Annotated in this window: 20 protein-coding genes; 9 read left to right on the forward strand and 11 right to left on the reverse strand. The window is 73.3% G+C overall.

Going from position 1 to position 24259, the window contains the following annotated elements; all coding sequences use genetic code 11:
* Positions 1–2 precede the first annotated feature (2 nt).
* A complete protein-coding gene (locus ACFYOV_RS21125; RefSeq protein ID WP_389089713.1) occupies positions 3–1832 on the forward strand; it encodes a hypothetical protein in 1830 nt (609 codons plus the stop codon).
* A gap of 105 nt (positions 1833–1937) precedes the next feature.
* Here the strand turns inward: ACFYOV_RS21125 and ACFYOV_RS21130 are convergent, their stop codons facing one another.
* Positions 1938–3437 carry a PLP-dependent aminotransferase family protein gene (locus ACFYOV_RS21130; RefSeq protein ID WP_389089714.1) on the reverse strand — a complete coding sequence of 500 codons (1500 nt, stop codon included), beginning with the start codon at positions 3435–3437 and terminating at the stop codon, positions 1938–1940.
* A gap of 64 nt (positions 3438–3501) precedes the next feature.
* On the opposite strand from ACFYOV_RS21130, the gene ACFYOV_RS21135 reads away from it, so the two are divergent.
* The 4 genes from ACFYOV_RS21135 to ACFYOV_RS21150 all read left to right on the forward strand — a co-directional run bounded on the left by ACFYOV_RS21135 (position 3502) and on the right by ACFYOV_RS21150 (position 7019).
* The gene (locus ACFYOV_RS21135; protein WP_389089716.1) at positions 3502–4203 is read left to right on the forward strand and encodes a YitT family protein; all 702 of its coding nucleotides are present in this window, start codon (positions 3502–3504) and stop codon (positions 4201–4203) included.
* Positions 4200–4967 (forward strand): glycerophosphodiester phosphodiesterase, encoded by a 768-nt coding sequence (locus ACFYOV_RS21140; RefSeq protein ID WP_389089717.1) that lies wholly within the window; start codon positions 4200–4202, stop codon positions 4965–4967. The genes ACFYOV_RS21135 and ACFYOV_RS21140 overlap by 4 nt, the downstream gene beginning before the upstream one ends.
* A gap of 52 nt (positions 4968–5019) precedes the next feature.
* Entirely contained in the window at positions 5020–6366 is a 1347-nt protein-coding gene (locus ACFYOV_RS21145) for an MFS transporter (RefSeq protein WP_389089719.1), read from the forward strand.
* 278 nt (positions 6367–6644) lie between these two features.
* Entirely contained in the window at positions 6645–7019 is a 375-nt protein-coding gene (locus tag ACFYOV_RS21150) for an RNA polymerase-binding protein RbpA (protein ID WP_003977404.1), read from the forward strand.
* A gap of 96 nt (positions 7020–7115) precedes the next feature.
* Here the strand turns inward: ACFYOV_RS21150 and fxsA are convergent, their stop codons facing one another.
* The 4 genes from fxsA to ACFYOV_RS21170 all read right to left on the reverse strand — a co-directional run bounded on the left by fxsA (position 7116) and on the right by ACFYOV_RS21170 (position 11472).
* Positions 7116–7697, reverse strand: coding sequence for an FxsA family membrane protein (fxsA, locus tag ACFYOV_RS21155; protein ID WP_389089720.1), 582 nt, complete (start codon positions 7695–7697; stop codon positions 7116–7118).
* A gap of 85 nt (positions 7698–7782) precedes the next feature.
* Entirely contained in the window at positions 7783–8736 is a 954-nt protein-coding gene (locus tag ACFYOV_RS21160; RefSeq protein ID WP_389089722.1) for a polyprenol monophosphomannose synthase, read from the reverse strand.
* 565 nt (positions 8737–9301) lie between these two features.
* Positions 9302–10906 carry an amidohydrolase gene (locus ACFYOV_RS21165; RefSeq protein WP_389089723.1) on the reverse strand — a complete coding sequence of 535 codons (1605 nt, stop codon included), beginning with the start codon at positions 10904–10906 and terminating at the stop codon, positions 9302–9304.
* A gap of 125 nt (positions 10907–11031) precedes the next feature.
* The gene (locus ACFYOV_RS21170; RefSeq protein WP_006136660.1) at positions 11032–11472 is read right to left on the reverse strand and encodes an Lrp/AsnC family transcriptional regulator; all 441 of its coding nucleotides are present in this window, start codon (positions 11470–11472) and stop codon (positions 11032–11034) included.
* 243 nt (positions 11473–11715) lie between these two features.
* Here ACFYOV_RS21170 and ACFYOV_RS21175 point away from each other — a divergent pair, with 243 nt between their 5' ends.
* The gene (locus ACFYOV_RS21175; protein ID WP_389089725.1) at positions 11716–12150 is read left to right on the forward strand and encodes a hypothetical protein; all 435 of its coding nucleotides are present in this window, start codon (positions 11716–11718) and stop codon (positions 12148–12150) included.
* A 534-nt stretch (positions 12151–12684) separates the two neighbouring features.
* On the opposite strand, the gene ACFYOV_RS21180 is transcribed toward ACFYOV_RS21175, so the two are convergent.
* On the reverse strand, positions 12685–13857 hold the full coding sequence (locus ACFYOV_RS21180; protein ID WP_389089726.1) for an acyl-CoA dehydrogenase family protein: 1173 nt from the start codon (positions 13855–13857) through the stop codon (positions 12685–12687).
* A gap of 354 nt (positions 13858–14211) precedes the next feature.
* Between ACFYOV_RS21180 and ACFYOV_RS21185 the strand changes: the two genes are divergently transcribed.
* Positions 14212–15468: a glycoside hydrolase family 18 protein gene (locus ACFYOV_RS21185; protein WP_389089728.1), complete on the forward strand. Its 1257-nt coding sequence runs from the start codon at positions 14212–14214 to the stop codon at positions 15466–15468.
* Here the strand turns inward: ACFYOV_RS21185 and ACFYOV_RS21190 are convergent.
* From ACFYOV_RS21190 to ACFYOV_RS21200, 3 genes are all read right to left on the reverse strand, one after another.
* Positions 15461–16204 carry a TetR/AcrR family transcriptional regulator gene (locus ACFYOV_RS21190; RefSeq protein WP_389089730.1) on the reverse strand — a complete coding sequence of 248 codons (744 nt, stop codon included), beginning with the start codon at positions 16202–16204 and terminating at the stop codon, positions 15461–15463. The two genes, ACFYOV_RS21185 and ACFYOV_RS21190, sit on opposite strands and share 8 nt — an antisense overlap.
* A gap of 89 nt (positions 16205–16293) precedes the next feature.
* On the reverse strand, positions 16294–16434 hold the full coding sequence (locus tag ACFYOV_RS21195; protein WP_389089731.1) for an SCO1431 family membrane protein: 141 nt from the start codon (positions 16432–16434) through the stop codon (positions 16294–16296).
* A gap of 137 nt (positions 16435–16571) precedes the next feature.
* Positions 16572–17951 carry a peptidase C39 family protein gene (locus ACFYOV_RS21200; protein WP_389089733.1) on the reverse strand — a complete coding sequence of 460 codons (1380 nt, stop codon included), beginning with the start codon at positions 17949–17951 and terminating at the stop codon, positions 16572–16574.
* Positions 17952–18228: 277 nt separating this feature from the next.
* Between ACFYOV_RS21200 and ACFYOV_RS21205 the strand changes: the two genes are divergently transcribed.
* Positions 18229–18849 (forward strand): uridine kinase, encoded by a 621-nt coding sequence (locus ACFYOV_RS21205; RefSeq protein ID WP_389090014.1) that lies wholly within the window; start codon positions 18229–18231, stop codon positions 18847–18849.
* A 428-nt stretch (positions 18850–19277) separates the two neighbouring features.
* The gene (locus ACFYOV_RS21210; RefSeq protein ID WP_389089734.1) at positions 19278–21137 is read left to right on the forward strand and encodes an AAA family ATPase; all 1860 of its coding nucleotides are present in this window, start codon (positions 19278–19280) and stop codon (positions 21135–21137) included.
* A 471-nt stretch (positions 21138–21608) separates the two neighbouring features.
* Here ACFYOV_RS21210 and ACFYOV_RS21215 read toward each other — a convergent pair whose 3' ends face one another.
* Both ACFYOV_RS21215 and ACFYOV_RS21220 read right to left on the reverse strand, forming a co-directional pair.
* Positions 21609–22763, reverse strand: coding sequence for a hemolysin family protein (locus ACFYOV_RS21215; RefSeq protein WP_389089736.1), 1155 nt, complete (start codon positions 22761–22763; stop codon positions 21609–21611).
* On the reverse strand, positions 22760–24091 hold the full coding sequence (locus ACFYOV_RS21220) for a hemolysin family protein (protein ID WP_389089737.1): 1332 nt from the start codon (positions 24089–24091) through the stop codon (positions 22760–22762). Before ACFYOV_RS21220 ends, ACFYOV_RS21215 begins: the two co-directional genes overlap by 4 nt.
* Between the last annotated feature and the right edge of the window lie 168 nt (positions 24092–24259).

A 24259-nucleotide genomic window follows, 5' to 3' on the forward strand; every position in this document is an offset into this window, starting at 1 on the left:
CAGTGGCCCGGCGCCCCCTCCCCCGCATTCTGAGCCACGGCAGCGCGCAGCTCGCGCGGAGTCGGGACCTGGCCCGGACGGCCGCCGACAGCGCCACGGACGTCCTCCACCCGCTGATCACGATCATGCGCGGTCTGCGCCGGCTGGCCTCGGCCGGGCGGCGCAGATGGTCCGCCACCCCCAAGGACAAGCGCGGAGCGCTGCTCTTCCTGGTGGCGTCGGTGCTGCTGGTCGTGGCGCTCGCCCCGTACGGCCCGCTGCTCGCCGTCGCCACCCTCATGGCGGCGGCCGCGTGGCAGGGCCGCGACCGCACCCCGACGGTGCCCGACGGCCCCGACGAGTCCCAGGCCCAGCGCCTGCGGTCGCTCTACGACGCCCTGGTCCCGTACTTCTCGGCCACCGAGGACCCCGAGCCGCTGTACGCCCACGGCGGCGGGTGGGAAAGGGCCTTTCCCGGTTACGAGTTCGACGCCACCGGCCGCATCACCCGGTTGACCGTCCGCTACCCCGCCTACTTCACGGACGGCGAGCCTGAGTCCCGGGCGCGCATCGAGCACCTGCTCGCCGCGAAGTCCGGTCGCGGCCGCGAATACCACTTCGCCTGGGACGAGGAGGGCAACGAGCTGACGCTGCGCGTCCTTGCGCCCCTGCCCACCGACCTCGTCGCCCAGCGCTTCGTCACGTCACCGGGCGAGACGGTCCTCGGTTTCACCGACCCGACCCGGGTGCGGCGCACCCTGCCGCTCACCCACGGCGAGGAACGGCGCGACGTCCCCCCGGTGATCTGGCGCACCGGCGTCCGCTCCACCGAGCCGCACCTGCTCGCGGTCGGCCAGCCGGGCAGCGGCACGTCGACCCTTCTGCGCTCCGTCGCCCTCCAGGCCCTGCGGGACGGCGACGTGGTGATCCTCGACGGCGGGGGCACCGGCGAGTACGCCTGCCTCACCGGCCGGGACGGCGTCCTGGCCGTCGAGTGCGGGCTCACCGGGGCACTGGCGACGCTGGAGTGGGCCACGCAGGAGACCGAGCGCCGGCTGGTCGCCGCCAACAGGGCCCGTCAGGCGGGCGACCCACCGCCCGAGGACACCAGGCGGCCCCTGTGGATCCTCCTGGACCGCCCGACCGCCTTCACCCACCTGGCCGCCGCCCACGGCCGCAAGGACCCCCAGTCCCTCCTCCAGGTGCCGCTGCGGCACGGCCGCCCGGCCAACGTCACCGTCGTCGTGGCCGAACAGCTCGACAGCCTGGACTCGCTCAGCGAGGCGGTGTGCCTGCACACCCGGGCGCGGGTGGCCCTCGGCCCGGCGACGGCGGAGCAGCTGGAGGCCGTCCTGGGCGCTCCCCCGCACACCACGCCCGTCGACCACGTCCCCGCCGGGCGCGGCTACGCCCGTCTGGGCACGGGCCCGGTGCACCGTCTCCAGGTACCGGCCACGCCGGACCCGTACGACGAGGCGACCGGCGAGGCGCACCGCCGGGCGGTGCTGGACCTCCTCCCGCCGCGGACCACCCCGGCGGACGCGGAACCGCAGCCGACGCGACCGCAGCCGGTGGGCCCGGGCGGGGCTCAGCCCCGGGAAGTGGCGGTGGTCCTGGAGAAGGTGCGTGGAGAAGAGGTGCCCGTCGAGAAGGCCCCGACGGAAAAGCTGCCGGTCGACGACGTGCAGCCCCACCAGGTGCCCAGCGGGACGACGGCCCCGGAGCCCGCGCCTTCGGCGCCCGTCCCCGCCGAGGCGGTACCCACCGAAGCGGCCCCCGCGGAAGCCCCACCCGCCGAGGCCACCCCCACGGAGGCCCTCCCCGCGAAGGCCGCGGTCGCGGAGTCCCCCTAGGCGACGGCCTCGGGCGGCGTCCCCTGCCCGGGCGACGGCTTCACCCGGTCTCCCGCGCCCGGGCGAGGGCCTCCGACGGCGCTCCCCGCCGGACTCGCCCGCCGGTCACGCCACGAACGTCCGCGGTGCCTCGGCCCCCGACGTCCCGCCGGTCTCCACCAGCCGGGCCGCCGCCGCGAGCCGCACCGCGGCCTCCTCCGCGACGGCGCCGCCGACGGTGAACGGCAGCCGTACGTACCCCTCGAACGCCCCGTCGACCCCGAAGCGCGGTCCGGACGGTACCCGCACGCCGACCCGCTCCCCCGCCTCGGCGACCCGCGAGCCCGAGAGCCCCCCGGTGCGCACCCAGAGGGTGAGTCCGCCGCGCGGGACCTCGAACTCCCACCCGGGCAGCTCCCGTCGCACCGCGCTCACCAGCTCGTCCCGGTTCGCCCGGGCCTGCTCGCGGCGGATCTCCACGGCCTGCTCCCAGCCACCCGTGCCGAACAGCCAGTTCACCGCCAGTTGCTCCAGCACGGGGGTGCCCAGATCGGCGTACGCGCGGGCGGCCACGAGACTGCGGATCACGTCGGGGGCCGCGCGCACCCAGCCGATGCGCATCCCGGCCCAGAACGCCTTGCTGGCCGAGCCGACGGTGATCACCGTGGATCCGGCCGGGTCGAAGGCGCACACCGGGCGCGGCATCTCCACGTCCAGGTCGAGCCACAGCTCGCTCATCGTCTCGTCGGCCACCAGCACCGTCCCGGCCGAGCGTGCCGCGTCCACCAGACGGCGACGCTGGTCCTCGTCGGCGAGGGCGCCAGTCGGATTGTGGAAGTCGGCGACGACGTACGCGATCCGGGGCGCGGACTCGCGCAGCACCTGCCGCCAGCGGTCCATGTCCCAGCCGCTCAGGCCCTCGGCCATGGCCACGGGGACGAGCCGGGCGCCCGCCTCCCGCATCAGCTGCAGGATGTTGGCGTAGGAGGGCGACTCGACGGCGATGCGCTCGCCACGGCCGCCGAAGAGGTGGCAGATGGCGTCTATGGCGCCCATCGCGCCGGTCGTCACCATGATCTGCTCGGGCATCGTGGGGATGCCCCGCGCGGTGTAACGATCGGCGATCATCGAGCGCAGCGCGGGCAGTCCGGCGGGGTAGTCGCCGTGGGTGTGCGCGTACGGCGCGAGCTCCTCCAGGGCACCCTGGACGGCTCGGGTGAGCCAGGGTTCTGGCGCGGGCAGGGCGGCGCAGCCGAGGTCGATCATCGAGCCGAGGGCCTCGGGCGGCAGCGGTTCGAGTCCCCGAGCGGGGAGCGGATTGCCGGCCGGCACGGCGGTCCAGCTGCCGGCGCCGCGCCGCGACTCCAGGAAGCCCTCGGTGCGCAGCGCCTCGTAGGCGGCAGCCACGGTGGTGCGGCTGACGGACAGGGCGAGGGCCAGTTCCCGCTCGGCGGGCAGCCGGGCGGCCACCGGGACGCGGCCTTCGAGCACCAGCAGGCGGATGCCGTCGGCGAGCGCGCGGTAGGCGGGCGGACGGCGGGTGCCGGGGCCGGCGGGCCGGTCCTGCTGGGAGCCGAGCAACCGGGCGAGCTGTGCGGCGCCCACCGCCGAGGTCCACTGCGCCATGAGAATCAGTCCACCTTCCCCGGATTGGCCATGGATGGCACCTCCGTTCACGCCACAGGGTGTCATGCATCGGTCCACTTCCACCACAGGGGGGCACGTCTTGGCCAGGTATTCGTCCCGGCACGGGCATCTCGAGCGTCGGCTGTTCCAGCTGTACGCCGGACTGGCGCTGTACGGCGCGAGCTCGGCGCTGCTCGTGCGGTCGGGGCTGGGCCTGGAGCCGTGGAACGTGCTGCACCAGGGTCTGTCCGAGCGGACGGGGCTGTCCATGGGCGTGGTGCTGACGATCGTGGGCGCGCTGGTGCTACTGCTGTGGATCCCGCTGCGCCAGCGACCGGGCCTGGGCACGATCTCGAACGTGCTGGTGATCGGCGCGGCGATGGACGCGACACTGGCCGTGGTTCCCGGCGCGCACACCCTGGCGGTCCGTGTCCCGCTGATGGCCATGGGTATCGTGCTGAACGGCGCGGCGACCGGGCTCTACATCGCCGCGCGGTTCGGTGCGGGCCCGCGCGACGGCCTGATGACGGGGCTCCACCAGCGCACGGGGGTGTCGATCCGTCTGGTCCGCACGGCCCTGGAGATCACGGTGGTGGCCACGGGCTTCGTGCTCGGCGGCACCGTGGGGATCGGCACCCTGCTGTACGCGGTGACGATCGGTCCCCTCGCCCAGCTCTTCCTGCGGCTGTTCGCCGTCCCCTCGACGTCGGACGGCAGCACGGTCGTTGCCACCGGTCGCCCCCGGCGAGCGATACTGCGTCCGTGACCCCGCGGATACGCCACCCCTACCTCGACCATCCCGGCCCCATCGCCTTCGCCCACCGGGGCGGTGCGGCGGACGGCCTGGAGAACACCGTGCGTCAGTTCCGGTGCGCGGTCGAGGCCGGATACCGGTACATCGAGACCGATGTCCACGCCACGCGCGACGGCCGGCTCGTCGCCTTCCACGACGCGACCCTGGACCGGGTGACGGACGGCGCGGGCCGGATCGCCGACCTGCCGTGGCGCGAGGTGGCACAGGCGCGTGTGGCGGGTGCGGAACCGGTACCCCTGTTCGAGGACCTGATGGAGACCTTCCCCGACGTGCGCTGGAACGTCGACGTCAAGGCGGAGCCGGCCCTGCTGCCCTTCCTGGAGCTGGTCGGGCGGACGAACGCCTGGGACCGGATCTGTCTCGGCTCGTTCTCCGAGGCACGTGTGGTCCGCGCCCAGCGGCTCGCGGGGCCGCGCCTGGCCACCTCGTACGGGACACGGGGCGTACTGAACCTGCGGCTGCGCTCGTGGGGAGTGCCGGCCACGGTGCGCCGGTCGGCGGTCGCCGCCCAGGTCCCCGAGGTCCAGTCGGGCGTCCCGGTGGTGGACCACCGATTCGTGCGGGCCGCCCACGCGCGCGGGCTCCAGGTGCACGTGTGGACGGTCAACGACCCGGACCGGATGCACCGGCTCCTCGATCTGGGGGTGGATGGCATCATGACCGATCACATCGACACACTGCGCAAGGTCATGGAGGACCGCGGCGTCTGGGTCTGAGACCTTCGTGCCCCGACGCCTCGGCGCCTTCACGGGGAAGCGAGGAGCACGGGTGGGCACCGACACCGTGCGGTCACCGGCGGCGGACGAGGCCGCCGGAAGGCGACGCGAGCAACGCGGCTGGTACTTCTACGACTGGGCGTGCTCCGTGTACTCCACGAGCGTGCTCACCGTCTTCCTCGGCCCCTATCTGACCTCGGTCGCCGAGTCGGCGGCCGACGCGGAGGGGTTCGTGCACCCGCTGGGCATCCCGGTGCGCGCGGGATCCTTCTTCCCGTACGCGGTGTCCCTGTCGGTGGTCCTGGCGGTGCTGGTGATGCCGCTGGTGGGTGCCGCCGCCGACCGCACCGGCCGCAAGAAGCCGCTGCTGGCGGCCGCCGCGTACACCGGAGCCGTCGCCACCGCGGGCATGTTCTTCCTCGACGGCGAGCGTTATCTGCTCGGCGGGCTGCTGCTGGTGGTGGCGAACGCGGCGCAGTCCGTGGCGATGATGCTCTACAACTCCTACCTGCCGCAGATCGCCCCGCCCGAGGAGCGCGACGCCGTCTCGTCCCGGGGCTGGGCCTTCGGCTACGCGGCGGGGTCGCTGGTCCTGGTCGCCAACCTGGTGCTGTACAGCGCGCACGACACCTTCGGCATCTCGGAGGGCACGGCGGTGCGCATCTGCCTGGCCTCGGCGGGCCTGTGGTGGGGCGCGTTCACCCTCGTACCGCTGCGGCGGCTGCGCGACCGGCGGGCCCCCGCGCGGGAGGCGGCCCTCCCGGGCTTCCGGCAGCTCGCCGCGACCCTGCGCGACATGCGCCGCCACCCGCTGACGCTCGCCTTCCTGCTGGCGTACCTCGTCTACAACGACGGCATCCAGACGGTGATCTCCCAGGCGTCCGTCTACGGCTCGAAGGAGCTGGGGCTGGGGCAGTCGACGCTCATCGTCGCCGTGCTCCTGGTCCAGGTCCTGGCGGTGGCGGGCGCACTGGCGCTGGGCCGGCTGGCCGGCCGGTACGGGGCGAAGCGCACCATCCTCGGCTCGCTGGTGGCCTGGACGCTCACCCTGGCCGCCGGGTACTTCCTCCCCGCGAACGCGCCCGTGTGGTTCTTCGTGCTGGCGGCGGGCATCGGTCTGGTGCTCGGCGGCAGCCAGGCCCTGTCCCGCTCGCTCTTCTCGCACCTGGTGCCGCCCGGCAAGGAGGCCGAGTACTTCTCGGCGTACGAGGTGAGCGACCGCGGGACGAGCTGGCTCGGGCCGCTGCTGTTCGGCCTCACCTACCAGCTGACCGGCAGCTACCGGGACGCGATCGTCTCGCTGGTGGGCTTCTTCGTCCTGGGGTTCGCGCTGCTCGCACGCGTCCCGGTGCGGCGGGCGATCGCCGACGCGGGCAACCCCGTTCCCGAACGGATTTAGCGCTCGGCACGAAAGGGCTGTAGTGTACGCGTTTGGCCTGCCAGGCGTACCGTTACTGCGCGTCAAAGATGCCGAAACGCGGGGTCACATCAGGCATGAGATGTGACAAACCGGGCGCCGGTGGGTACTGCACTGGTTGACAAGGCTGCGGCTACGACGGCGACGCACGACCCGGAACGGGACTCGGAACGGGAATCTTTACCGCCGACCGGACGTTGACCGGATGACGACGACAGCGACACCTGTCCTGTGGGCGACAAGCCCGGGAGGCACGATTCATGAGTGAGCGAGCTCTTCGCGGCACGCGCCTCGTGGTGACCAGCTACGAGACGGACCGCGGCATCGACCTGGCCCCGCGCCAGGCCGTGGAGTACGCATGCGAGAAGGGGCACCGCTTCGAGATGCCCTTCTCGGTCGAGGCGGAGATCCCGCCGGAGTGGGAGTGCAAGGTCTGCGGTGCCCAGGCACTCCTGGTGGACGGCGACGGCCCCGAGGAGAAGAAGGCCAAGCCCGCGCGTACGCATTGGGACATGCTGATGGAGCGGCGCACCCGAGAGGAACTCGAAGAGGTCCTCGAGGAGCGTCTCGCCGTTCTGCGCTCCGGTGCGATGAACATCGCCGTTCATCCCCGGGACAGCCGAAAGTCGGCGTGATCCCAGCGGGGGCTTGAGCGGCGGCACAGCGCGACAGGACCGGGCGCCCCACCCGTTACGGGTGGGGCGCCCGGTCCTGTCGCGCTCGCTGTACGACTACGTCGTCAGCGGCGGGCGGGGTTCCCGAGGCGTGTCACCCGGCGTGTGCCCGGGCTCGTCCCGCACGACCTCCCCCTGGACGACCCTGCCGTCCGGCCGGTGGATGCGCGCCTGCCGGAGGGCGTCGCCCAGGCCGCCCTGTGCGGCCTCGCGGAGCCTGCGGTCGAAGGTGCGCTCGGCCCGGCGGCTCACGGCCCGCTGGACCGGTGGCACCAGCAGGAGCAGTCCCAGCGCGTCGGAGACCAGACCAGGGATGATCAGCAGCAGGCCGCCCAGCATCGTCAGGCCGTTGCCCTCGCTGTTGGGCCGGGCCTCGGACGGCATGCCGCCCTGCTGCTGTTGCAGGGTCCGCGTCAGGTTGTCGAAGGCCCTCCGGCCGGCCCGCTTGATGACGACCGAGCCGAGGACCATGCCGGCCACCAACAGCAGGAGGACCACCAGGCCGCTCGACGCCCCGGCGACCACCGTGAGCAGCCAGATCTCCAGCACGAGCCACGCGGCCACACCCAGCGGCAGGACGGTGCGCAGGCGGGAGCGCCGGGGCCGGACGGGATACGGGGTCTGAGCGCCTGTCGTCATGCTCCCAGTGTGCCCGCGCCCGGCTCAGCGCGGGATAAGGGGCCGGCCCAAGCGGTCGGACCCGTGTCCGGTGGTCGACCGGCGTCTAAGCCTTGGCAGGCCTGTCCTGCCCGGCGTCGTCCTTGGTGTCCCCGCCCTCGACCGGCTCGTTCCCCCCGCCCCCGCCCCTGGCGTCGACCTCGACCGACTCCTCGTCCAGGGCGTCGGCCTTCGCCGGCATAGGGTCACCGGCGTCGGCCTTCGCCGGCTTGTCGTCGCCGCGGCCGAGGACCTTGCCGACCCGCTCCCCCACGCCCCACGCGGTGACCCGCCACAGCGCTTCCACGAGGATGTCCCGGCTCATCTTCGAATCGCCGAACTCGCGCTCGACGAAGGTGATCGGCACCTCGACGACGTGGTAACCGGCCTTCACCGCGCGGCGGGCGAGGTCGACCTGGAAGCAGTAGCCCTGGGAGGCGACGTCGTCGAGGCCGAGGCCCTCCAGGGTCTCGCGCCGGAAGGCGCGGAAGCCACCGGTGATGTCGCGCAGCGGGAGATCGAGCGCCACACGCGAGTAGAGGCTGCCGCCGCGCGAGATGAACTCGCGGGACTTCGGCCAGTTCACCACCCGGCCGCCGGGCACCCAGCGCGAGCCGAGCACCAGGTCGGCGCCCTTGAGGGCGGTGAGCAGGCGGGGCAGTTCCTCGGGCTGGTGGGAGCCGTCGGCGTCCATCTCGACGAGCACGCCGTAGCCGTGCTCCATGCCCCAGCGGAAGCCGGCGAGATAGGCCGCGCCCAGTCCCTCCTTGCCCTTGCGGTGGAGCACATGGACGTGGTCGTCCTCTGCGGCCAGTTCGTCGGCCAGCTTGCCGGTGCCGTCGGGGCTGTTGTCGTCGGCCACGAGAACGTGCGTCTCGGGGACGGCCTTGCGCACCCGGCGGACGATCGCCTTGATGTTCTCCGCCTCGTTGTAGGTCGGGATGATCACCAAGGCCGTGCCGAGCGGGCCGAACTTCCTCCCCTGGGCTTCTGCCGCGAGAGTCCCGTCGCCGTCGTTCACTGCTGCCCCTTCATCTCCTGTGCGCAGGGTCCCACCATAGTGGTCACGTCCTGCGATGACATGACAGGACGTTCGTGTGGTGGTGTCGTTGACCGACAATCAGCCCCGATGGCCCGCTGCGGGGCCGGGGGGTTTCGGTGACGGGCCGTGCGGTGCCGTGAGCGCCGCTGTGCGGCGGATGGGGGCCCGGTGCCCTTCGGGCCGGCCCGGGACCCGCCGGCTGCGGGTCGACCGAAAGCCGTTGTCTACTGAGCGCCCGGGCCCCACCCGGGGTCGCACCTTCCCGACCTGCCGGAACGTCCCTCGGCGCCGCGCCGACGCTGAGCCTGGCACCCAGCGACGGTGCCCCGGTGCGGCACACCGTCCCTGACCCAGCGGCGCTGCGCCCGAGTGGCCGGAAGTTCCCCGGTCGGGCGTCCGGTGGTGGACCCGAGCGAACCTACCGGCCCCCCGCGGCCGCCTGTCAACAGTCGTCCGACCAGCCACGCGGCCGTCATATGCCTGGTCAGCGCGGAGGATGCGCAGGTCGCGCGGTGCATGATCGTCACCGGTCCGCCCGTGCAGATCACTCGCCCGGCCGTACGAAGACGGTGTGACCGCCGACCACGGTGCGCAGGCAGACCGGCAGGTCACGGCCCGGGGTCAGATCGGGCAGACCGGGAGTGCCGGAGCGGGGGTCGGTGGACCAGCGCGCCACCCGGTCGTCGGGCGCCTGCACGACCAGGTCCCCGGTACGCCAGACGGCGTAGTCGGCGGGAGCGCCCGGGACCAGAACGCCCGCGTCGTCGCGTCCGACGGCACGCCAGCCGCCACGCGTGTGCGCGGTGAAGGCGGCGCGCACGGAGACACGGTGCTCCGCGGTGCGATGGAAGGCGGCGGCGCGCACCGTGCCCCACGGGTCGAGGGGCGTGACCGGGCTGTCGGAGCCGAAGGCGAGCGGGACACCGGCGCGCAGCAGGGCCGCGAAGGGGTTGAGGGTGCGGGCCCGCTCCCCGCCCAGGCGACGGGCGTACATGCCGTCCTCACCGCCCCACAGGGCGTCGAAGGCGGGCTGGACGGAGGCGGTCAGGCCCAGTTCGGCGAACGCGGCGACGGTGCCGGGGGTGAGCATCTCGGCGTGCTCGACACGGTGCCGGGCGGCTCGGATCCGGGCGAGGCCGGCCTTCTCGGCGGCGGCGCGCACCCCGTCGACCACGGTGCTCACCGCGGCGTCGCCGATGGCGTGGAAGCCGGCCTGGAGGCCCGCTTCGGTGCAGGCGACGACATGGGCGGCGACGGCGGCGGCGTCCAGGTGGGCGGTGCCCGTGTGGCCGGCGTCGGCGTACGGCTCGTGCAGGCAGGCGGTGTGCGAGCCGAGGGCGCCGTCGGCGAACAGGTCGCCCGCGGCGCCGAGCGCGCCGAGTTCCCGCGCCTTGGCGACGTCCTGCTCGGCCCAGTAGCCGACGACCCGGGGGCCGGGCTCCTCGGCGGCCAGCCGCAGCAGGCGGGTGAAGTCGTCCTCGGAGGAGATCTCCGGGCCGCCGCACTCGTGGACGGTGCCGATGCCGAGGGAGGCGGCGTGGGCGAGGGCGGCGCGCTGTGCGTCGGTGCGCTGGGCGGGCGTGACGGCGGCCAGGGCCGCGGCGCGCACCGCGTGGTGGGCGTCGCCGGTGAGCGGGCCGTCCTCGCGGACGCCGGCGCCGGGGGCGAGGTCCAGCAGGGCGGTGGTGACGACCGCGGAGTGGACGTCGATGCGGCTGAGGTAGAGGGGGCGACCGCCGGTGGCCTCGTCGAGTTCGGCGCGGGTCGGGGGCCGGCCGCCGGGCCAGCGGGCGGCGTCCCAGCCGTGGCCGAGCAGGACGCGGTCGTGCGGACGGCCGGCTGCGAACTCCCGTACGCGGGCGAGGGCGTCCTCGAGGGAGGGGGCGGTGGACAGGTCGAGGCCGGTGAGAGCGAGGCCGGTGGCCGTGGTGTGCACGTGCGCGTCGGTGAACGCCGGGGTGACCAGCGCCCCTTCGAGGTCGATGACCTCGTCGGCGCCGTCCGCGAAGGCCTCGGCGGCGCCCTCGGAGCCGACCCAGGCGACCTGGCCGCGCTCGACGACCATCGCCGTCGCGAACGGGTCGGCGGGACTGTAGACCTCTCCGCGGCGGAGCAGGACGGTGCGCGTCGGGGCGGTGCGTTCACTCATGTCCCACAGTCTCGCCCCTCGGACACCCGGAACCGCACCCAGGGCGGCCCTCGGCGGACCGCCCGCCCTCCGTCCCGCTCCCGCGGGGCGTCGGTCCTCGGAGGCGTGATGCCGGACGCGTGTGTTCAGATGCGCGGCGGCCGGGCCTCGTACGGCGTGGACAGCACCACCGTCGTCCGGGTCGACACACCCGCCAGCGAGCGCACGCGTGCGAGGAGTTCCTCCAGTTCGTGCGGCGTCGCCACGCGCACCTTCAGGATGTAGTTCTCGTCGCCCGCGACGCTGTGGCAGGCCTCGATCTCGGGGACGCCTGCCAGGCGGTCGGCGATGTCGTCGGGGGCGCTGGGGTCGAACGGTTTGACGGAGATGAAGGCGGTCATCGGCAGCCCGACCGCCTCCGGGTCGACGACCGCGGCATAGCCGCGGATGACGCCACGCTGTTCGAGTCGGCGCACCCGCTGGTGCACGGCCGACGTGGACAGGCCCGTGGCCTTGCCCAGGTCTGTGTAGCTCATCCGCCCGTCCTTGACGAGCAGCTGCACGATCTGTCGGTCCAGCTCCTCCATGGCGCTAGAACCTACAGTGCCCTTGATCTCTCCGGATACCTGACGGCCCAGGTCATACCCGGTTCGTGATGCGGGCGGCCGAAAAAGCAGCAGCGGGGCACCTGCGGGCGGCATGTGACGAACACCACAGCCCTGGAGCCGTCTCCGTGATGTTCCCGTGATTACCCCCCGAGGGGGGCGGGAAGTGCTTGCTGTGGTCGAGGCCGCAGTGCCGTCACGGCCCAGCCCGAGGGGGAGAATCCCATGCAGAGTCTTAAGCGCGTCGGTCGTACCGCGCCCAAGCGCCGGCAGCCGGTCGTCGAGCCCGAGCCGGAGGGCGTCGAACCCGACGCCCCCGACGACGAGTTCGACGCCTACGACACCTTCGAGATGTACCGGGTGATCTGCCCGGACTGCGCGCAGCCCATCGCTTTGCTGGCGGACGAGGAAGTCCTTCCCGAGCACGCGCTGTGCGCCTCGCCCTGGAACCCGTTCGGCCTCACGGTCTGCGCCGGCACCGGCCGCCGCGCCTCCGAGGCCCGGCCGGCGGACGAGTCCTTCGCGCCACAGGAGCAGGACACCGCCCTGCTGTTGACGCTCCCTCAGGGTCTCGACTGGCGCACGCAGCCCTTCTCGCACGTCGGCGGCCCGGGCTCGCGCCCGATCAGGGGCCCCGGCCTGCGGCGCGACGCCGCCTGAGCGCACGGCCGCACCGCGGGCGGAGCCGCCGCGACGGAACCCGTCGCCCTTGTCCGCGGCCCTGCACGGCTGCCCGCGACAACGGTCGGCACCGGCCGCCGGATCATGGTCACGCCGCCCACCCGGGGGGCGGTCGCGAACGCACGCACTATTCCGGCGGTCGGTGACCTGCCCGGCGGCTTCGCCGTTGCCCAGGCATGACGACCCCCACGTACTCGACGACCGGGCGTCAACGCCGTCTCACCGTCCCGCCCCCGGTCCTCGCGCCGCACACAACACAACAGAAACATCAGACACAGAAGACGCGAACGTCCCAGCAGGCCGGGGAGTCCGCGACACCCGAGAGGACCGAACAGTCCCGGCCGGGCGGGAGGGCGCAGGAAGCCGAGGCGTCCGCCCCGGCGCTGCCCCAGCCGGAAACGCCGATCTACAGCGATCTGATGCGGACCTGGGCCGACGGGGGCCGCACCCTGCCCGGGCGGCCCGACCCGGAGTGGACCCGGCTCGCGGCGCCCTGGCGACGGCTCGGCGAGTTCAGCGCGACTCCGGCCCCGCCAGGTGGCGGGCGATGACCATGCGCTGGATCTGGTTCGTGCCCTCGACGATCTGGAGGACCTTGGCCTCGCGCATGTAGCGCTCGGCCGGGAAGTCCGCCGTGTAGCCGTAGCCGCCGAGGATCTGGACGGCGTCGGTGGTCACCCGCATCGCCGTGTCGGTGCAGTGGAGCTTGGCCATCGCCGCCTGCTGGGCGAACGGCCTCCCCGCGTCGCGCAGCCGGGCCGCCGCCAGGTACAGCGCACGCCCCGCCTCGATCTGCGTGGCCATGTCGGCGAGCATGAACCGCAGCCCCTGGAAGTCGGCGATCGGCCTGCCGAACTGCCGCCGCTCGATGGCGTGGGCGACCGCCTCGTCGAGCGCCGCCTGGGCCAGGCCGACGGCGCAGGCCGCGATGCCGAGCCGACCCCCGTCCAGCGCCGACAGGGCGATCGCGAAACCCTCGCCTTCCCCGCCGATGCGCCGGCCGCCGGAGATCCGCACGCCGTCGAAGTGGAGCTGCGCGGTGGGCGAGCCCTTCAACCCCATCTTCCTCTCGGGCACGGCGGCACTCAGCCCCTGGGCGTCGCCGGGCACCAGGAACGCGGTGATGCCGCGCGGCCCCTCCTCGCCGGTGCGGGCCATCACGGTGTAGAAGTCGGCGATGCCGCCGTGCGTGATCCACGCCTTGGTGCCGGTGATCACCCAGTCCCCGCCGTCGGGCGCCGCCCGGGTGCGCAGGGATGCGGCGTCGGAGCCGGAGGAGGGTTCGGAGAGGCAGTAGGCGCCGAGCAGACCGCCGCCGAGCATCGCCGGAAGGAACTCGTCCCGCTGCTCCTCGGTGCCGTGGGCGGCGAGCGCGTAGCAGGCCAGGGTGTGCACGCTGACGCCGAGGCCGACGGTGAGGCGGGTGGCCGCGAGTTCCTCGAGGACCTGGAGGTAGACCTCGTACGGCTGGTCGCCACCGCCGTACTCACCGGGGTAGGGAAGGCCGAGCAGACCGGACTCGGAGAGCAGGGCGAACAGCTCGCGCGGGAAGCGCCCGGCGTCCTCCTCCTCGGCCGCGTGCGGGGCGATCTCGCGCCGTGCGATGTCACGGACGAGCGAGAGCAGGTCCCGGGCCTCCTCCGTGGGCAGGTGCCGGTCCACCGGCTGCGGGGCGCGGTCGGGCATGGCGACGCTCTCCTCCCTGTGGGGACGCCTCGGCGGACGCGTGCCGTGGGTGGGGGCGCTCCGCCCGGGCCGATTGCGGTGCCTGCCGATGCTCGCACTTCCGGGTCCCGGAAGCTGCCGACCAGCGGCTGTGCCCTGTGAGTATGCCCGGCCGGCCGCATCGGGTCACCGGTCGACGACCACTCCCCCGACCACTGCCTCGACCACTCCTCCGGGGCATGTCCTACGCCGCACGCACCCTTATTGGTCCGCACCATTGACGAAATGGTCTAGTCCTCCTAATGTTCCGTCACCGAGTCACCCGCCTTCCTGCCGATCGACTCGCGCTCCCCTCCCCCACGAGGAGACACCCGAATGCACACCCCCCACCGCCCCCGCATCCTGCGGGCGCTCCTGTCCACCGCCTGCACTGCCCTGCTCGGCGCCGGACTGCTCGCCGGCCCTGGCACCTCGGCCGCCACCGCCGCGGCCTCGGCCCAGGAGGCCGCCAGGGGCTCCGAGGCCGCCGCAGGTTCCAAGGTCATCGGCTACTTCACCGAATGGGGCACCTACGATCGGAAGTACTACGTCAAGAACATCGACACCTCGGGCTCGGCCCGGAAGCTCACCCACATCAACTACGCCTTCGGCAACGTCACCGGCGGCAAGTGCGCGATGGGCGACTCCTACGCGGCCACGGAGCGCGCCTACACCGCCGGCGAGTCCGTCGACGGCGTCGCGGACACCTGGGACCAGCCGCTGCGCGGCACCTTCAACCAGCTGCGGGAACTGAAGAAGAAGCATCCCGGCATCAAGGTCCTGTGGTCCTTCGGTGGCTGGACCTGGTCCGGCGGCTTCGGCGAGGCCGCGAAGAACCCGGCCGCGTTCGCCCGGTCCTGCTACGACCTGGTCGAGAAGTCCCAGTGGGCCGACGTCTTCGACGGAATCGACATCGACTGGGAATACCCGAACGCCTGCGGCGCCACCTGCGACACCGGCGGCCGGGACGCCTTCCGGAACCTGATGTCCGCGCTGCGCGCCCGGTTCGGATCCGGGATCCTGGTGACCGCGGCGATCACCGCCGACGCCACCCCGGGCGGAAAGATCGACGCGGCGGACTACGCCGGTGCCGCGCGGTACGTGGACTGGTACAACCCGATGACGTACGACTACTTCGGCGCCTGGGACGCCACCGGCCCCACGGCGCCGCACTCACCACTGACCTCCTACCCCGGCATCCCGAAGGCCGGCACCCACACCTCGGCGACCGTCGCGAAGCTCAAGAGCCTGGGCATCCCGTCCGCCAAGCTGCTGCTCGGCATCGGCTTCTACGGCCGGGGCTGGACCGGCGTGACACGGTCGGCGCCCGGCGGCACGGCCACCGGCCCGGCGGCGGGCACGTACGAGCAGGGCATCGAGGACTACAAGGTGCTGAGGACCAAGTGCCCGGTGACCGGCACCGTGGGCGGCACGGCCTACGCCAAGTGCGGCAAAGAATGGTGGAGTTACGACACCCCGTCGACCGTCGCGGACAAGATGACCTACAAGGACCGTCAGGGTCTGGGCGGCACGTTCTTCTGGGAGCTGAGCGGCGACACCGCGAACGGTGAGCTGATCAGGGCGATCAGGTAACGGAACCGGGGGCAGGACGGGGCGGGGGTACCGCGAGGGAGCCTCCGCTCCGCTCGTGCGCTCGGGAACGTCCGCCCGTCTCACACCCGGCGGCGGCCTGCCGCGGGGCCGGGTGGGCGGGGTCCAGTTCCTCTATGGCGCGCATGGCTCCGCCGAGCGTCCTCACCAGCAGATCGCGCATGGCCTCCCGGGGCAGCCCGGGGCGGTCTATCCACGCCAGGGCGGCACCCTCGACGCCGCACACCCAGGAGAGCAGGCCCATGCGGGCCAGGGGCGTGATGTCGCAGCGGCCGTAGGCGCCCTCGGCGATGGTCGCGACGATCGCCTCCCGCACCCCGTCCCGGATGGCGTGCACCTCGGCGTCGAAGCCGACGCCGCCGCTGACGATGGTGCGGTAGGCCGCCTGATTGTGCTCGGCGTAGCGCAGATAACCGTCGATGGTGCGGTGCACCCGCTCCACGGGTGGCAGGTCGACCCCGCTCGCCGCCAGGGTGACCAGATCCGCCACCGAGTCCTGGATGATCGCCAGGTAATAGCCCCGCTTGGAGTGGAAGTAGTAGTAGATCAGCCCCTTGGCGACATGCGCCTGACGCGCGATGTCGTCCATCGAGAGCGCGTCGTAGGACGTATCGGCGAACAACCTCCGCCCGATGGCGATGAGTTCGGCGCGGCGCGCCAGCGAGCGCTCGGTTCCCCTCGCTCGGGGGCGGGCGGCAGGTTGCTGACTGATAGTCAATTTCGACCCTGGTTTCCTGCGGGCGGCGGGACATCCGCAGTATGGCAGGTCACTCCGTGGGGCCGGTCACAGCGGGTGGGCCCGGCGGATCACACCAGACCGAGCTGGGTGACGAGCATCGCGAAGACCACGACGAGGGTCCATCCCATGACGTGTTCCAGGATCTTCGGGCCGTCCTCCCCGGGGCCGCCGGTGCGGACACGGGTGACGGTGGCTGCGTTCGCGGTCATGGCTACTCGCTGGGGTCGGTTGCGGTGGGCTCTGCCTCGGACGCCGTCCACCTTGCCACCGTCTGCGGCATGTGCGGCCGAGAGTTTGGTCACACGCCGTCGGGTCCCGGTGACGGGACCCGACGGCGGGACCGCTCTCAGCGCACGCCGACCGCCGCGAGCGCACGGCGCCGGCGCGCGGTCGAACGCGCGGGGAAGTAGAGGTAGCAGACCCCGCCGGTGCCCGGGACGACCTTGCCCGAGGCGTTGTACCGCTTGGTCCTGAGCCAGATGTTCTCGAACTCGCGCCGCCGGTAGACCCGCCGCACCGCCTCGTTGCTGGGCGAGGCCGGGTCGTTGGCGATCACGTCGCCGTCCCCCGTGAAACCGATCACGGTCATGAGATGGCCGGCGGTGCCGTACCCCGCACCGGTCAGCTCCTCCGCGCGGAAGGACTGGGAGGTGATCACCGGAATGCCCGCCGCGATCAGGGTCTCGACATCAGTGAGCGAGCCGAGCCGGGTGACCACACCCTGGAGGCCGTCGAAAGTGGCCGCGTAGGCCGCGTTGAACGGCCAGTTGCCGCACCCCGCGTACTGGTGGTCGTAGGTGTGGCGGGCGGCGTGGCACACCTGGGGGTCGGCGTAGGACGGGTCGACCCAGGCCAGTTGCTCCTCGGTGAGCCGGCCGCCCCAGTACTCGATGATCATCTGCGAGGAGGTCGGACTGCACCAGGCCTCGCCGCCGTTGTCGTACTCCGGGTACTGGCCCTTGTGGATCTCCTGCGAGTAGCGGGGGACGATCAGCTCCTCGGCGGGACCGGGCCTGGACGCGGGCACGGTGAAGCGGTCGGGGACGTCGGAGCCCATCGCGCCGAGCCGCCACACGGTCGGACTCGCCCCGGTGCCCGGACGGCGGTAGAGGGTCAGGCGCAGCCGGTAGGAGACCAGGCGCAGGCCCGAGGCGGGGTCGTCGACGGCGAGCGTGTCCGTCCATACGGTGCTGCGGCCGTCCCTCTGGTCGTCGACGGAGGTCCGTCGGATGTCCTGGTCGCCGGCCGCCCAGCGGCCCATGACGTACCAGGGCGTGCGGGTCCCGTCGGAATAGGTGGCCTTCAGCTCGACCTGGAGCCAGGTGCCGTCGGGGGTGCGCGCGTTCCAGGAGACGATCGCCTCGGTCGCCGGGACGGTGAGCCGGTGGACCGGGGAGGTCCAGGTGGCGTACTCCCAGGCGGCCGTGCGGCCGGTGTGCGGGTCGGTGTAGTCGGTGGTGCCGACGGCCTTGGCCAGCACCAGGCCCGGGCGTGCGCCGACGACGGCCCGGGTTCCTTCGGCGGTGCCGCCGCGCCAGTCGGCGTACGAGGTCCAGGCGCGGTTGTCGACGAGGCGGGCGGGGGCCGCCCGGCCGGGGGCCGGGGGGTCCGTGGTGTGGGCGCGGCCGCCCGCGGCGGCGGACGCCGGGGTCGCTCCCGACGCGACGGCGGCGGCGACCGCGGCGGCCAGGAGGGTTCTGCGGGACGGCTGTTCGGCTCTGCTCATGGGTGGAAGACCCCCAGGTGTCGGAGTCGGGGCAGGTCCGGTGCACGGTCGGACGAACGCGGGACGCCCACCGGGAGCGGGCGGGCGTGCGCCCACTATGAACGCAGCCGGGTGGCTCCTGCCAGCACCCGGCGGCGTGCCGCGCCGACCAATATGGGACTCGACCAATGGCGGACGCGGGTGGCGGCACCGGCTCCGGCGGCCCGGTCCGGCGGACCGTCGCCGGCAGTCCTAGAGTGCTCCCGAGACAGATGCTCCCCAGCCCCAGGAACCGGCCATTCACGCTCTCGCCTCCCGCATCCGCCGCCTTGCGCCCTCCTGCGGCCCGGTGCGGCTCGTCGGTGTCGACGGACACGCCGGCTCCGGGAAGTCGACGTTCGCCGGGCGGTTGGCCGAGGCGCTGGACGGCGCTCCCGTGCTGCGGCTCGACGACATCGCCAGTCACGACGAGTTGTTCGCGTGGACCGGGCGGCTGCTGGGCGAGGTGATCCGGCCGCTGAGCCGCGGCGAGACCGCGCGCTACTCCGCTTACGACTGGCGGGCCCGCCGTTTCGGGCCGCCGCGCCCGCTGCCGCCCGCCCCGGTGGTGCTCGTGGAGGGCGTCGGCGCGGGGCGGCGGGCGCTGCGCCCGTATCTCGCGCTGCTGCTGTGGATGGACGTGCCGGAGGAGGAGTCCTGGTCCCGTGGGCGCAGACGCGACGGGGAGGAGCAGCGGGAGTTCTGGGACCGCTGGGTCGCGGCGGAGCGCCGGCACTTCGCCGGTGATCCCTCACGCCCCTACGCGCAGCTCCTGGTGCGGCAGTGCGAGACGGGGTATGAGGTGCTCCGCGGACCCGCGGGGACCGCTGGGGCGAACCATGCGATCACGGAGGGTGACGGTCCGTCCGCGGTCGGGTGAAGGCGTGAGGAGCCTCGCCGGCCAACTTCCCGGAGTACTCCAAGTCTGCTTGACCAGGGGCCCGGACAGGACTTACGTTCTCAATGAGCGGCCCGTCGTGGCCGTCGAAGGACACGAAGCCCCCGGTTGTTCCCCCGTGATCGGGGGCTTCGTTCTGCCCTCCTCGCCTTCATCGGGCGCTCTGCGACGCCGGACGCTCACCCTGGGTCACCGTACGCCCGTGCGCCCCCTCGCCTCGCCTCGCCGGACCGCGTGTGCGGCACCCTACGGGGGTCGTGCCGCCGCAGGTACGATGCCCTCGGTGCGACCTTCGGACGCTGCTTCGCGCACCTTGCAACTCCGGCCCGCGGCACGGCGGTTCGACCGAAGACCGCCGTTGGCGAGGGCCGGTCGGCCTACCGACGGGGGCACGGTTCGTGGGGGACGTGATGGACTTCGGCACTGGCCCGGGGGCCCCGGCCGACCTCGCCTGGCTTCGGGGCGTGGACGCGTACACCATGGGCGCCTATCCGCAGGCGGAGGAGGAGTTCCGGACCGCGGTGCGGATCGACCCGGGGATGGCCGACGGCTGGCTCGGGCTGCACGCGCTGCGCGTCGACACGACGAGCGCGTTGTTACGGATGTTCCGGCACCGGGACCGCTTCGGCGAACAGCGCACCCGGCACCGCCGCACCCTCAACTCCTGGTACTGGCTCGGCTGGTGGGTGCAGCCGGTGCTGGAGAGCCCCCGCGATCTGCTGCTGGCGCACGCCTCCCACTGGCTGGACGGCCGCCACGTCCCCGAGCTGGACCGGGCGCTCGCCGGGCTGCCCCCGGTGGACACCGACCGGCAGGTCCGTTTCCTGCACGCCTGCCGTGCCTATCTCGTCAAGGACTGGGAGCAGCTCGTCCGGCACACCGACCCGCTGCTCGACGACCCCGTGCTCGGCATCGAGGCGGGTCTGTTCGGCGGCATGGCGCGAGTGCGGCTGGAGATGTACGGGCAGGCCGAGCCGCTGCTGTCGGCGGCTCTGATGCGGTGCCGCAGCGAGCAGCCGCAGCGCAAGGAGCTGCGCTACTGGCTGGCCCGTGCCCACGAGGGGACGGGCCGCAGTGCCGCCGCGCTTCCCCTGTACCGGGCCGTGCACCGCGTGGACCCGGCGTTCATGGACACCTCGGCCCGGCTCGCCGCGATCGCCGAGGGCGACGGGTACGACGACGGGGCCGACTTCGCCGCGATCACGCTCACGGGTGCCGGGCAGGACGTGATGGACGGCTCCGACACGCTCGACCCGCTGTTCGGCACCGAGGGCCGTGATCTGCGGCTGTCCGAGCCGGAGCCACCGCCCGCGCCCCTGCCGTCGGCCGCCGGCCCGGCGTTCCGGGAGCGGGCGGGCGGGCCGGCCTCGCCGCTGCCGACGGGCCCCACCGACCCGGCCCTTCTGGAGGAGGCGCTCGCCGAACTGGAGCGGATGGTGGGCCTGGAACCGGTGAAGCGCCAGGTCAAGGCGTTGTCGGCGCAGCTGAACATGGCCCGGCTGCGGGCCGGGCAGGGGTTGCCGGTGCAGCCGCCCAAACGGCACTTCGTCTTCTCCGGCCCCTCGGGCACCGGCAAGACCACCGTGGCCCGCATCCTCGGCCGGGTCTTCTACGCCCTGGGTCTGCTCGGCGGGGACCACCTGGTGGAGGCGCAGAGGTCGGACCTGGTCGGCGAGTACCTCGGGCAGACCGCGGTGAAGGCCAACGAGCTGATCGACTCCGCGCTCGGCGGCGTGCTCTTCGTCGACGAGGCCTACTCGCTGTCCAACACCGGCTACGGCAAGGGGGACGCGTACGGCGACGAGGCGCTCCAGGTGCTGCTGAAGCGGGCCGAGGACAACCGGGACCACCTGGTGGTGATCCTGGCCGGCTACCCGGAGGGCATGGACCGGCTGCTCGCCGCCAACCCGGGGCTGTCGTCCCGTTTCACCACCCGCGTCGACTTCCCGTCCTACCGGCCCCTGGAACTCACCGAGATCGGCAGGGTGCTCGCCGCCGAGAACGGTGACATGTGGGACGAGGAGGCGCTGGACGAGCTGCGCTCCATCTCCGGGCACGTGGTCGACCAGGGGTGGATCGACGAGCTGGGCAACGGGCGCTTCCTGCGGACGGTGTACGAGAAGAGCTGCGCGTACCGGGATCTGCGGCTGTCCGGCTTCCCCGGCGCGCTCACCCGCGAGGACCTGGCGACCCTGCGCCTGCCGGACCTGATGCAGGCGTACGGCGAGGTCCTGTCGGGCCGTGGGCCGCAGGACCCGTCCGCGCCCTGACGCCGACCGCCACGGCCGCTGTGGTGCCGGCAGGCCGCGGGCCACAGGATCCGTCGGCGTTGCGGGGCCGGGTCCGAGCGCCGTCGGCACGTAGGCGGAGGGCCACAGGATCCGTCGGCGTCGGGACGGGGTAGGAGGTACGGCCGGCTCCGTGACGCCTTCCCTGCCCAGGACGGGCGCCGGGACCCTGGCCGCCCGGCCCCGGGGCCCCCGTCCGGACCCACGCGCCGCGCCGCACGGCCGATTCGATCCTCCCCCGCCCGCGGCCCCACCGCCCCGGACAGCAACGCTGCCCCGCGGAGACCAGGCGCCGCCAAGGCCCGTTCCTGGGACCGCCGGCCCCGCAGGCACCCACCGAACGCGGTGGCCCCCGTGGCTGGCCTGCCCCGCGGCCCCTCCGAAGCCCGCGCAGGCGATCGGCGGCGGGACCGTCCGGTGGGCCCGTCGGGGGCAGGGCGGCGGGTGTCCGCGTCAGCCGCCGGTCAGTGCCCCTTCCTGTGCACCGCTGCGGGGTTGCGTCGCCCCTTCCTGGGCACCGCTGCGGGGTTCCGTCAGTCTGACGTCCGCCGATCCCTCGCGCCGGGTCCCCGGCCTCGGTTCCGGGGTCCCCCGATGTGCCGGGTCCCGTACCTCACCCACCAGGAGCTCCAGCACGTCCTCCAGCGCCACCAGGCCCAGCACCTTGCCGGACGCGTCGGCCACCTGGGCCAGGTGGGTGGCGGCGCGGCGCATCACGCTCAGGGCGTCGTCCAGCGGAAGCTCGGATCTCAGCGTCGTCATGGGCCGCCAGAGCCGCTGCGGCACCGCACGCTCGGAGTCCTCCAGGTCGAGGACGTCCTTCACGTGCAGGTAACCCATGAAGGCGCCGTTGTCCGCGACGACCGGGAACCGTGAGTACCCCGTGCGGGCGGTGAGCTCCACGATCTGCGCCGGGGTGACCGCGGGACCGACCGTCACCAGTGACTCGCGCCCGAGCAGGACGTCCGTCACCGGGCGGGAGCCCAGCTCCAGCGCGTCCTCGAGGCGCTCGGCCTCCTCGGGGTCGAGCAGACCCGCCTGGCCGGCGTCCTCCACGAGGCGGTTGAGCTGCTCACTGGTGAAGACGGCCTCGACCTCGTCCTTCGGCTCTACGCGGAACAGCCGCAGGACGGCCCGGGCGCAGGCACCGAGCGCCACCGTGACCGGCCGGCACAGCCGGGCGAACCAGACCAGGCCGGGGCTGAGCCACAGCGCGGCCTTCTCAGGGGCCGCCATGGCCAGGTTCTTCGGAAGCATCTCGCCGATGACGAGGTGGCAGAAGACCACCACGGCGAGCGCGATCACATACCCGAGCGGGTGGATCATGCCGTGCGGCAGGTGCACCCACGCGAAGACCGGCTCCAGCAGCCGGGCGACCGTCGGTTCGGCAACCGCGCCGAGCGTCAGCGAGCAGACGGTGATGCCGAACTGGGCGGCGGCCATCATCTGCGGCAGGTGTTCCAGGCCGTACAGGACCTGGCGGGCGCGGGCGGTGCCGAGCGGTTCGATCTGGCTGCGGCGGACCGAGACGAGCGCGAACTCGGCGCCGACGAAGAAACCGTTGGCGAGCACGAGCAGCGCGGCGAAGAGGAGTTGAAGCACGCTCATCCGGCCGCCTCCACGAGAGGCAGCGGCGCCGTCCTGACCAGGCGGACGCGCTCCGCACGGTAGTGGCCGACGCTGCGCACCGACAGCCGCCAGCCGGGCAGTTCGGCGCGGTCGCCGACGGCCGGGATCCGGCCGAGCAGATCGGCGACGAGTCCGGCCACCGTCTCGTAGGGGCCCTCGGGCACCTCCAGGCCGATGCGCAGCAGGGCGTCGACGCGGCAGCTGCCGTCGACGTCCCAGGCGGGGTTGCCGTCCTCCGGCGGGGCCGCGGCGAGTTCGGGGGCGTCCTGTCCGTCGTGCTCGTCGCGGACCTCGCCGACGATCTCCTCGACGATGTCCTCCAGCGTGACGACACCGGCGGTGCCGCCGTACTCGTCGACCACGACCGCGATGGGCTGCTCGCTGCGCAGCCGCGTGAGCAGCGGCCGGACCGGCAGGGTTTCCGGGACGAGCAGCGCCGGGCGGGCGATCCGGCCGACGGGGGTCCGCAGCCGCTCGTGCACGGGCACCGCGAGGGCGTCCTTGAGGTGGGCCATGCCGACGATCTCGTCGATCCGCTCCCGGTAGACCGGGAAGCGGGACAGGCCCGTGGCCCGGGTCAGGTTGACCACGTCCTCGGCGGTCGCGGAGGCCTGGAGGGCGCTGACCTTCACGCGCGGGGTCATGACGTGCTGCGCGGTCAGCTCGCCCAGGGACAGGGTGCGGACGAACAGGTCGGCCGTGTCCTGCTCCAGGGCACCGGCCCGGGCGGAGTGCCGGGCCAGGGAGACGAGTTCGCCGGGGGTGCGGGCGGAGGCCAGTTCCTCGGTGGGCTCCAGGCCCAGGGCGCGCACCAGGCGGTTGGCCACGGTGTTCAGCCCGGCGATGACCGGGCGGAACAGGCGTGCGAAGAGGTACTGCGGGCCCGCGACGAAGCGCGCGACCTGGAGGGGCCGGGACACCGCCCAGTTCTTGGGCACGAGTTCGCCGATCACCATCTGCACGGCCGAGGCCAGCAGCATGCCGACGGCCACCGACACGCCGGGTACGGCGCCGTCGGGGACGCCGATCGCCGTGAACGGGCCGTCGAAGAGCTGGGCGAGGGCCGGTTCGGCGAGCATGCCGACGACGAGCGAGGTGATGGTGATGCCGAGTTGGGTGCCGGAGAGCTGGAAGGACAGCTCCTTGAGCGACTCCACGACCCGGCGGGCGCGGCGGTCGCCGTCGGCGGCGGCCCGCTCGGCGTCCGGTCGCTCGACGGTGATCAGGCCGAACTCGGCGGCGACGAAGAAGCCGTTGGCGAGGATCAGCAGGAACGCGGCTGCGAGGAGCAGCAGGGGTGTGGTCATGAGGCCGCCGCCTCCGCACGGACGCGTCCCGCACGGGTGCGGTCCGCGCTATGTCGGCAGGGGGCGGCGCAGGTACTGCAGGACGATCCGTCCATCGCCGGAGAGGGTCACTCCTCGGGTAGCAGGAGCCCCTGGCTCCCCGGGCGGGGCGGCAGGGGCGGAGGCACG

The sequence above is a fragment of the Streptomyces sp. NPDC005931 genome, assembly GCF_042871235.1.
Lineage (GTDB): Bacteria > Actinomycetota > Actinomycetes > Streptomycetales > Streptomycetaceae > Streptomyces.

Excerpts from the sequence above, each read along its gene's own strand:
- ACFYOV_RS21180 (WP_389089726.1), bottom strand. The coding sequence starts at position 13,857 with ATGCCCGACCGCGCCCCGCAGCCGGTGGACCGGCACCTGCCCACGGAG.
- ACFYOV_RS21220 (WP_389089737.1), bottom strand. The coding sequence starts at position 24,091 with ATGACCACACCCCTGCTGCTCCTCGCAGCCGCGTTCCTGCTGATCCTC.
- ACFYOV_RS21215 (WP_389089736.1), bottom strand. The coding sequence starts at position 22,763 with ATGAGCGTGCTTCAACTCCTCTTCGCCGCGCTGCTCGTGCTCGCCAAC.
- ACFYOV_RS21195 (WP_389089731.1), bottom strand. The coding sequence starts at position 16,434 with ATGACCGCGAACGCAGCCACCGTCACCCGTGTCCGCACCGGCGGCCCC.
- ACFYOV_RS21170 (WP_006136660.1), bottom strand. The coding sequence starts at position 11,472 with ATGGAGGAGCTGGACCGACAGATCGTGCAGCTGCTCGTCAAGGACGGG.
- ACFYOV_RS21210 (WP_389089734.1), top strand. The coding sequence starts at position 19,278 with ATGGACTTCGGCACTGGCCCGGGGGCCCCGGCCGACCTCGCCTGGCTT.
- ACFYOV_RS21130 (WP_389089714.1), bottom strand. The coding sequence starts at position 3,437 with ATGGCGCAGTGGACCTCGGCGGTGGGCGCCGCACAGCTCGCCCGGTTG.
- ACFYOV_RS21200 (WP_389089733.1), bottom strand. The coding sequence starts at position 17,951 with ATGAGCAGAGCCGAACAGCCGTCCCGCAGAACCCTCCTGGCCGCCGCG.
- ACFYOV_RS21175 (WP_389089725.1), top strand. The coding sequence starts at position 11,716 with ATGCAGAGTCTTAAGCGCGTCGGTCGTACCGCGCCCAAGCGCCGGCAG.
- ACFYOV_RS21135 (WP_389089716.1), top strand. The coding sequence starts at position 3,502 with ATGCATCGGTCCACTTCCACCACAGGGGGGCACGTCTTGGCCAGGTAT.
- ACFYOV_RS21150 (WP_003977404.1), top strand. The coding sequence starts at position 6,645 with ATGAGTGAGCGAGCTCTTCGCGGCACGCGCCTCGTGGTGACCAGCTAC.
- fxsA (WP_389089720.1), bottom strand. The coding sequence starts at position 7,697 with ATGACGACAGGCGCTCAGACCCCGTATCCCGTCCGGCCCCGGCGCTCC.
- ACFYOV_RS21165 (WP_389089723.1), bottom strand. The coding sequence starts at position 10,906 with ATGAGTGAACGCACCGCCCCGACGCGCACCGTCCTGCTCCGCCGCGGA.
- ACFYOV_RS21185 (WP_389089728.1), top strand. The coding sequence starts at position 14,212 with ATGCACACCCCCCACCGCCCCCGCATCCTGCGGGCGCTCCTGTCCACC.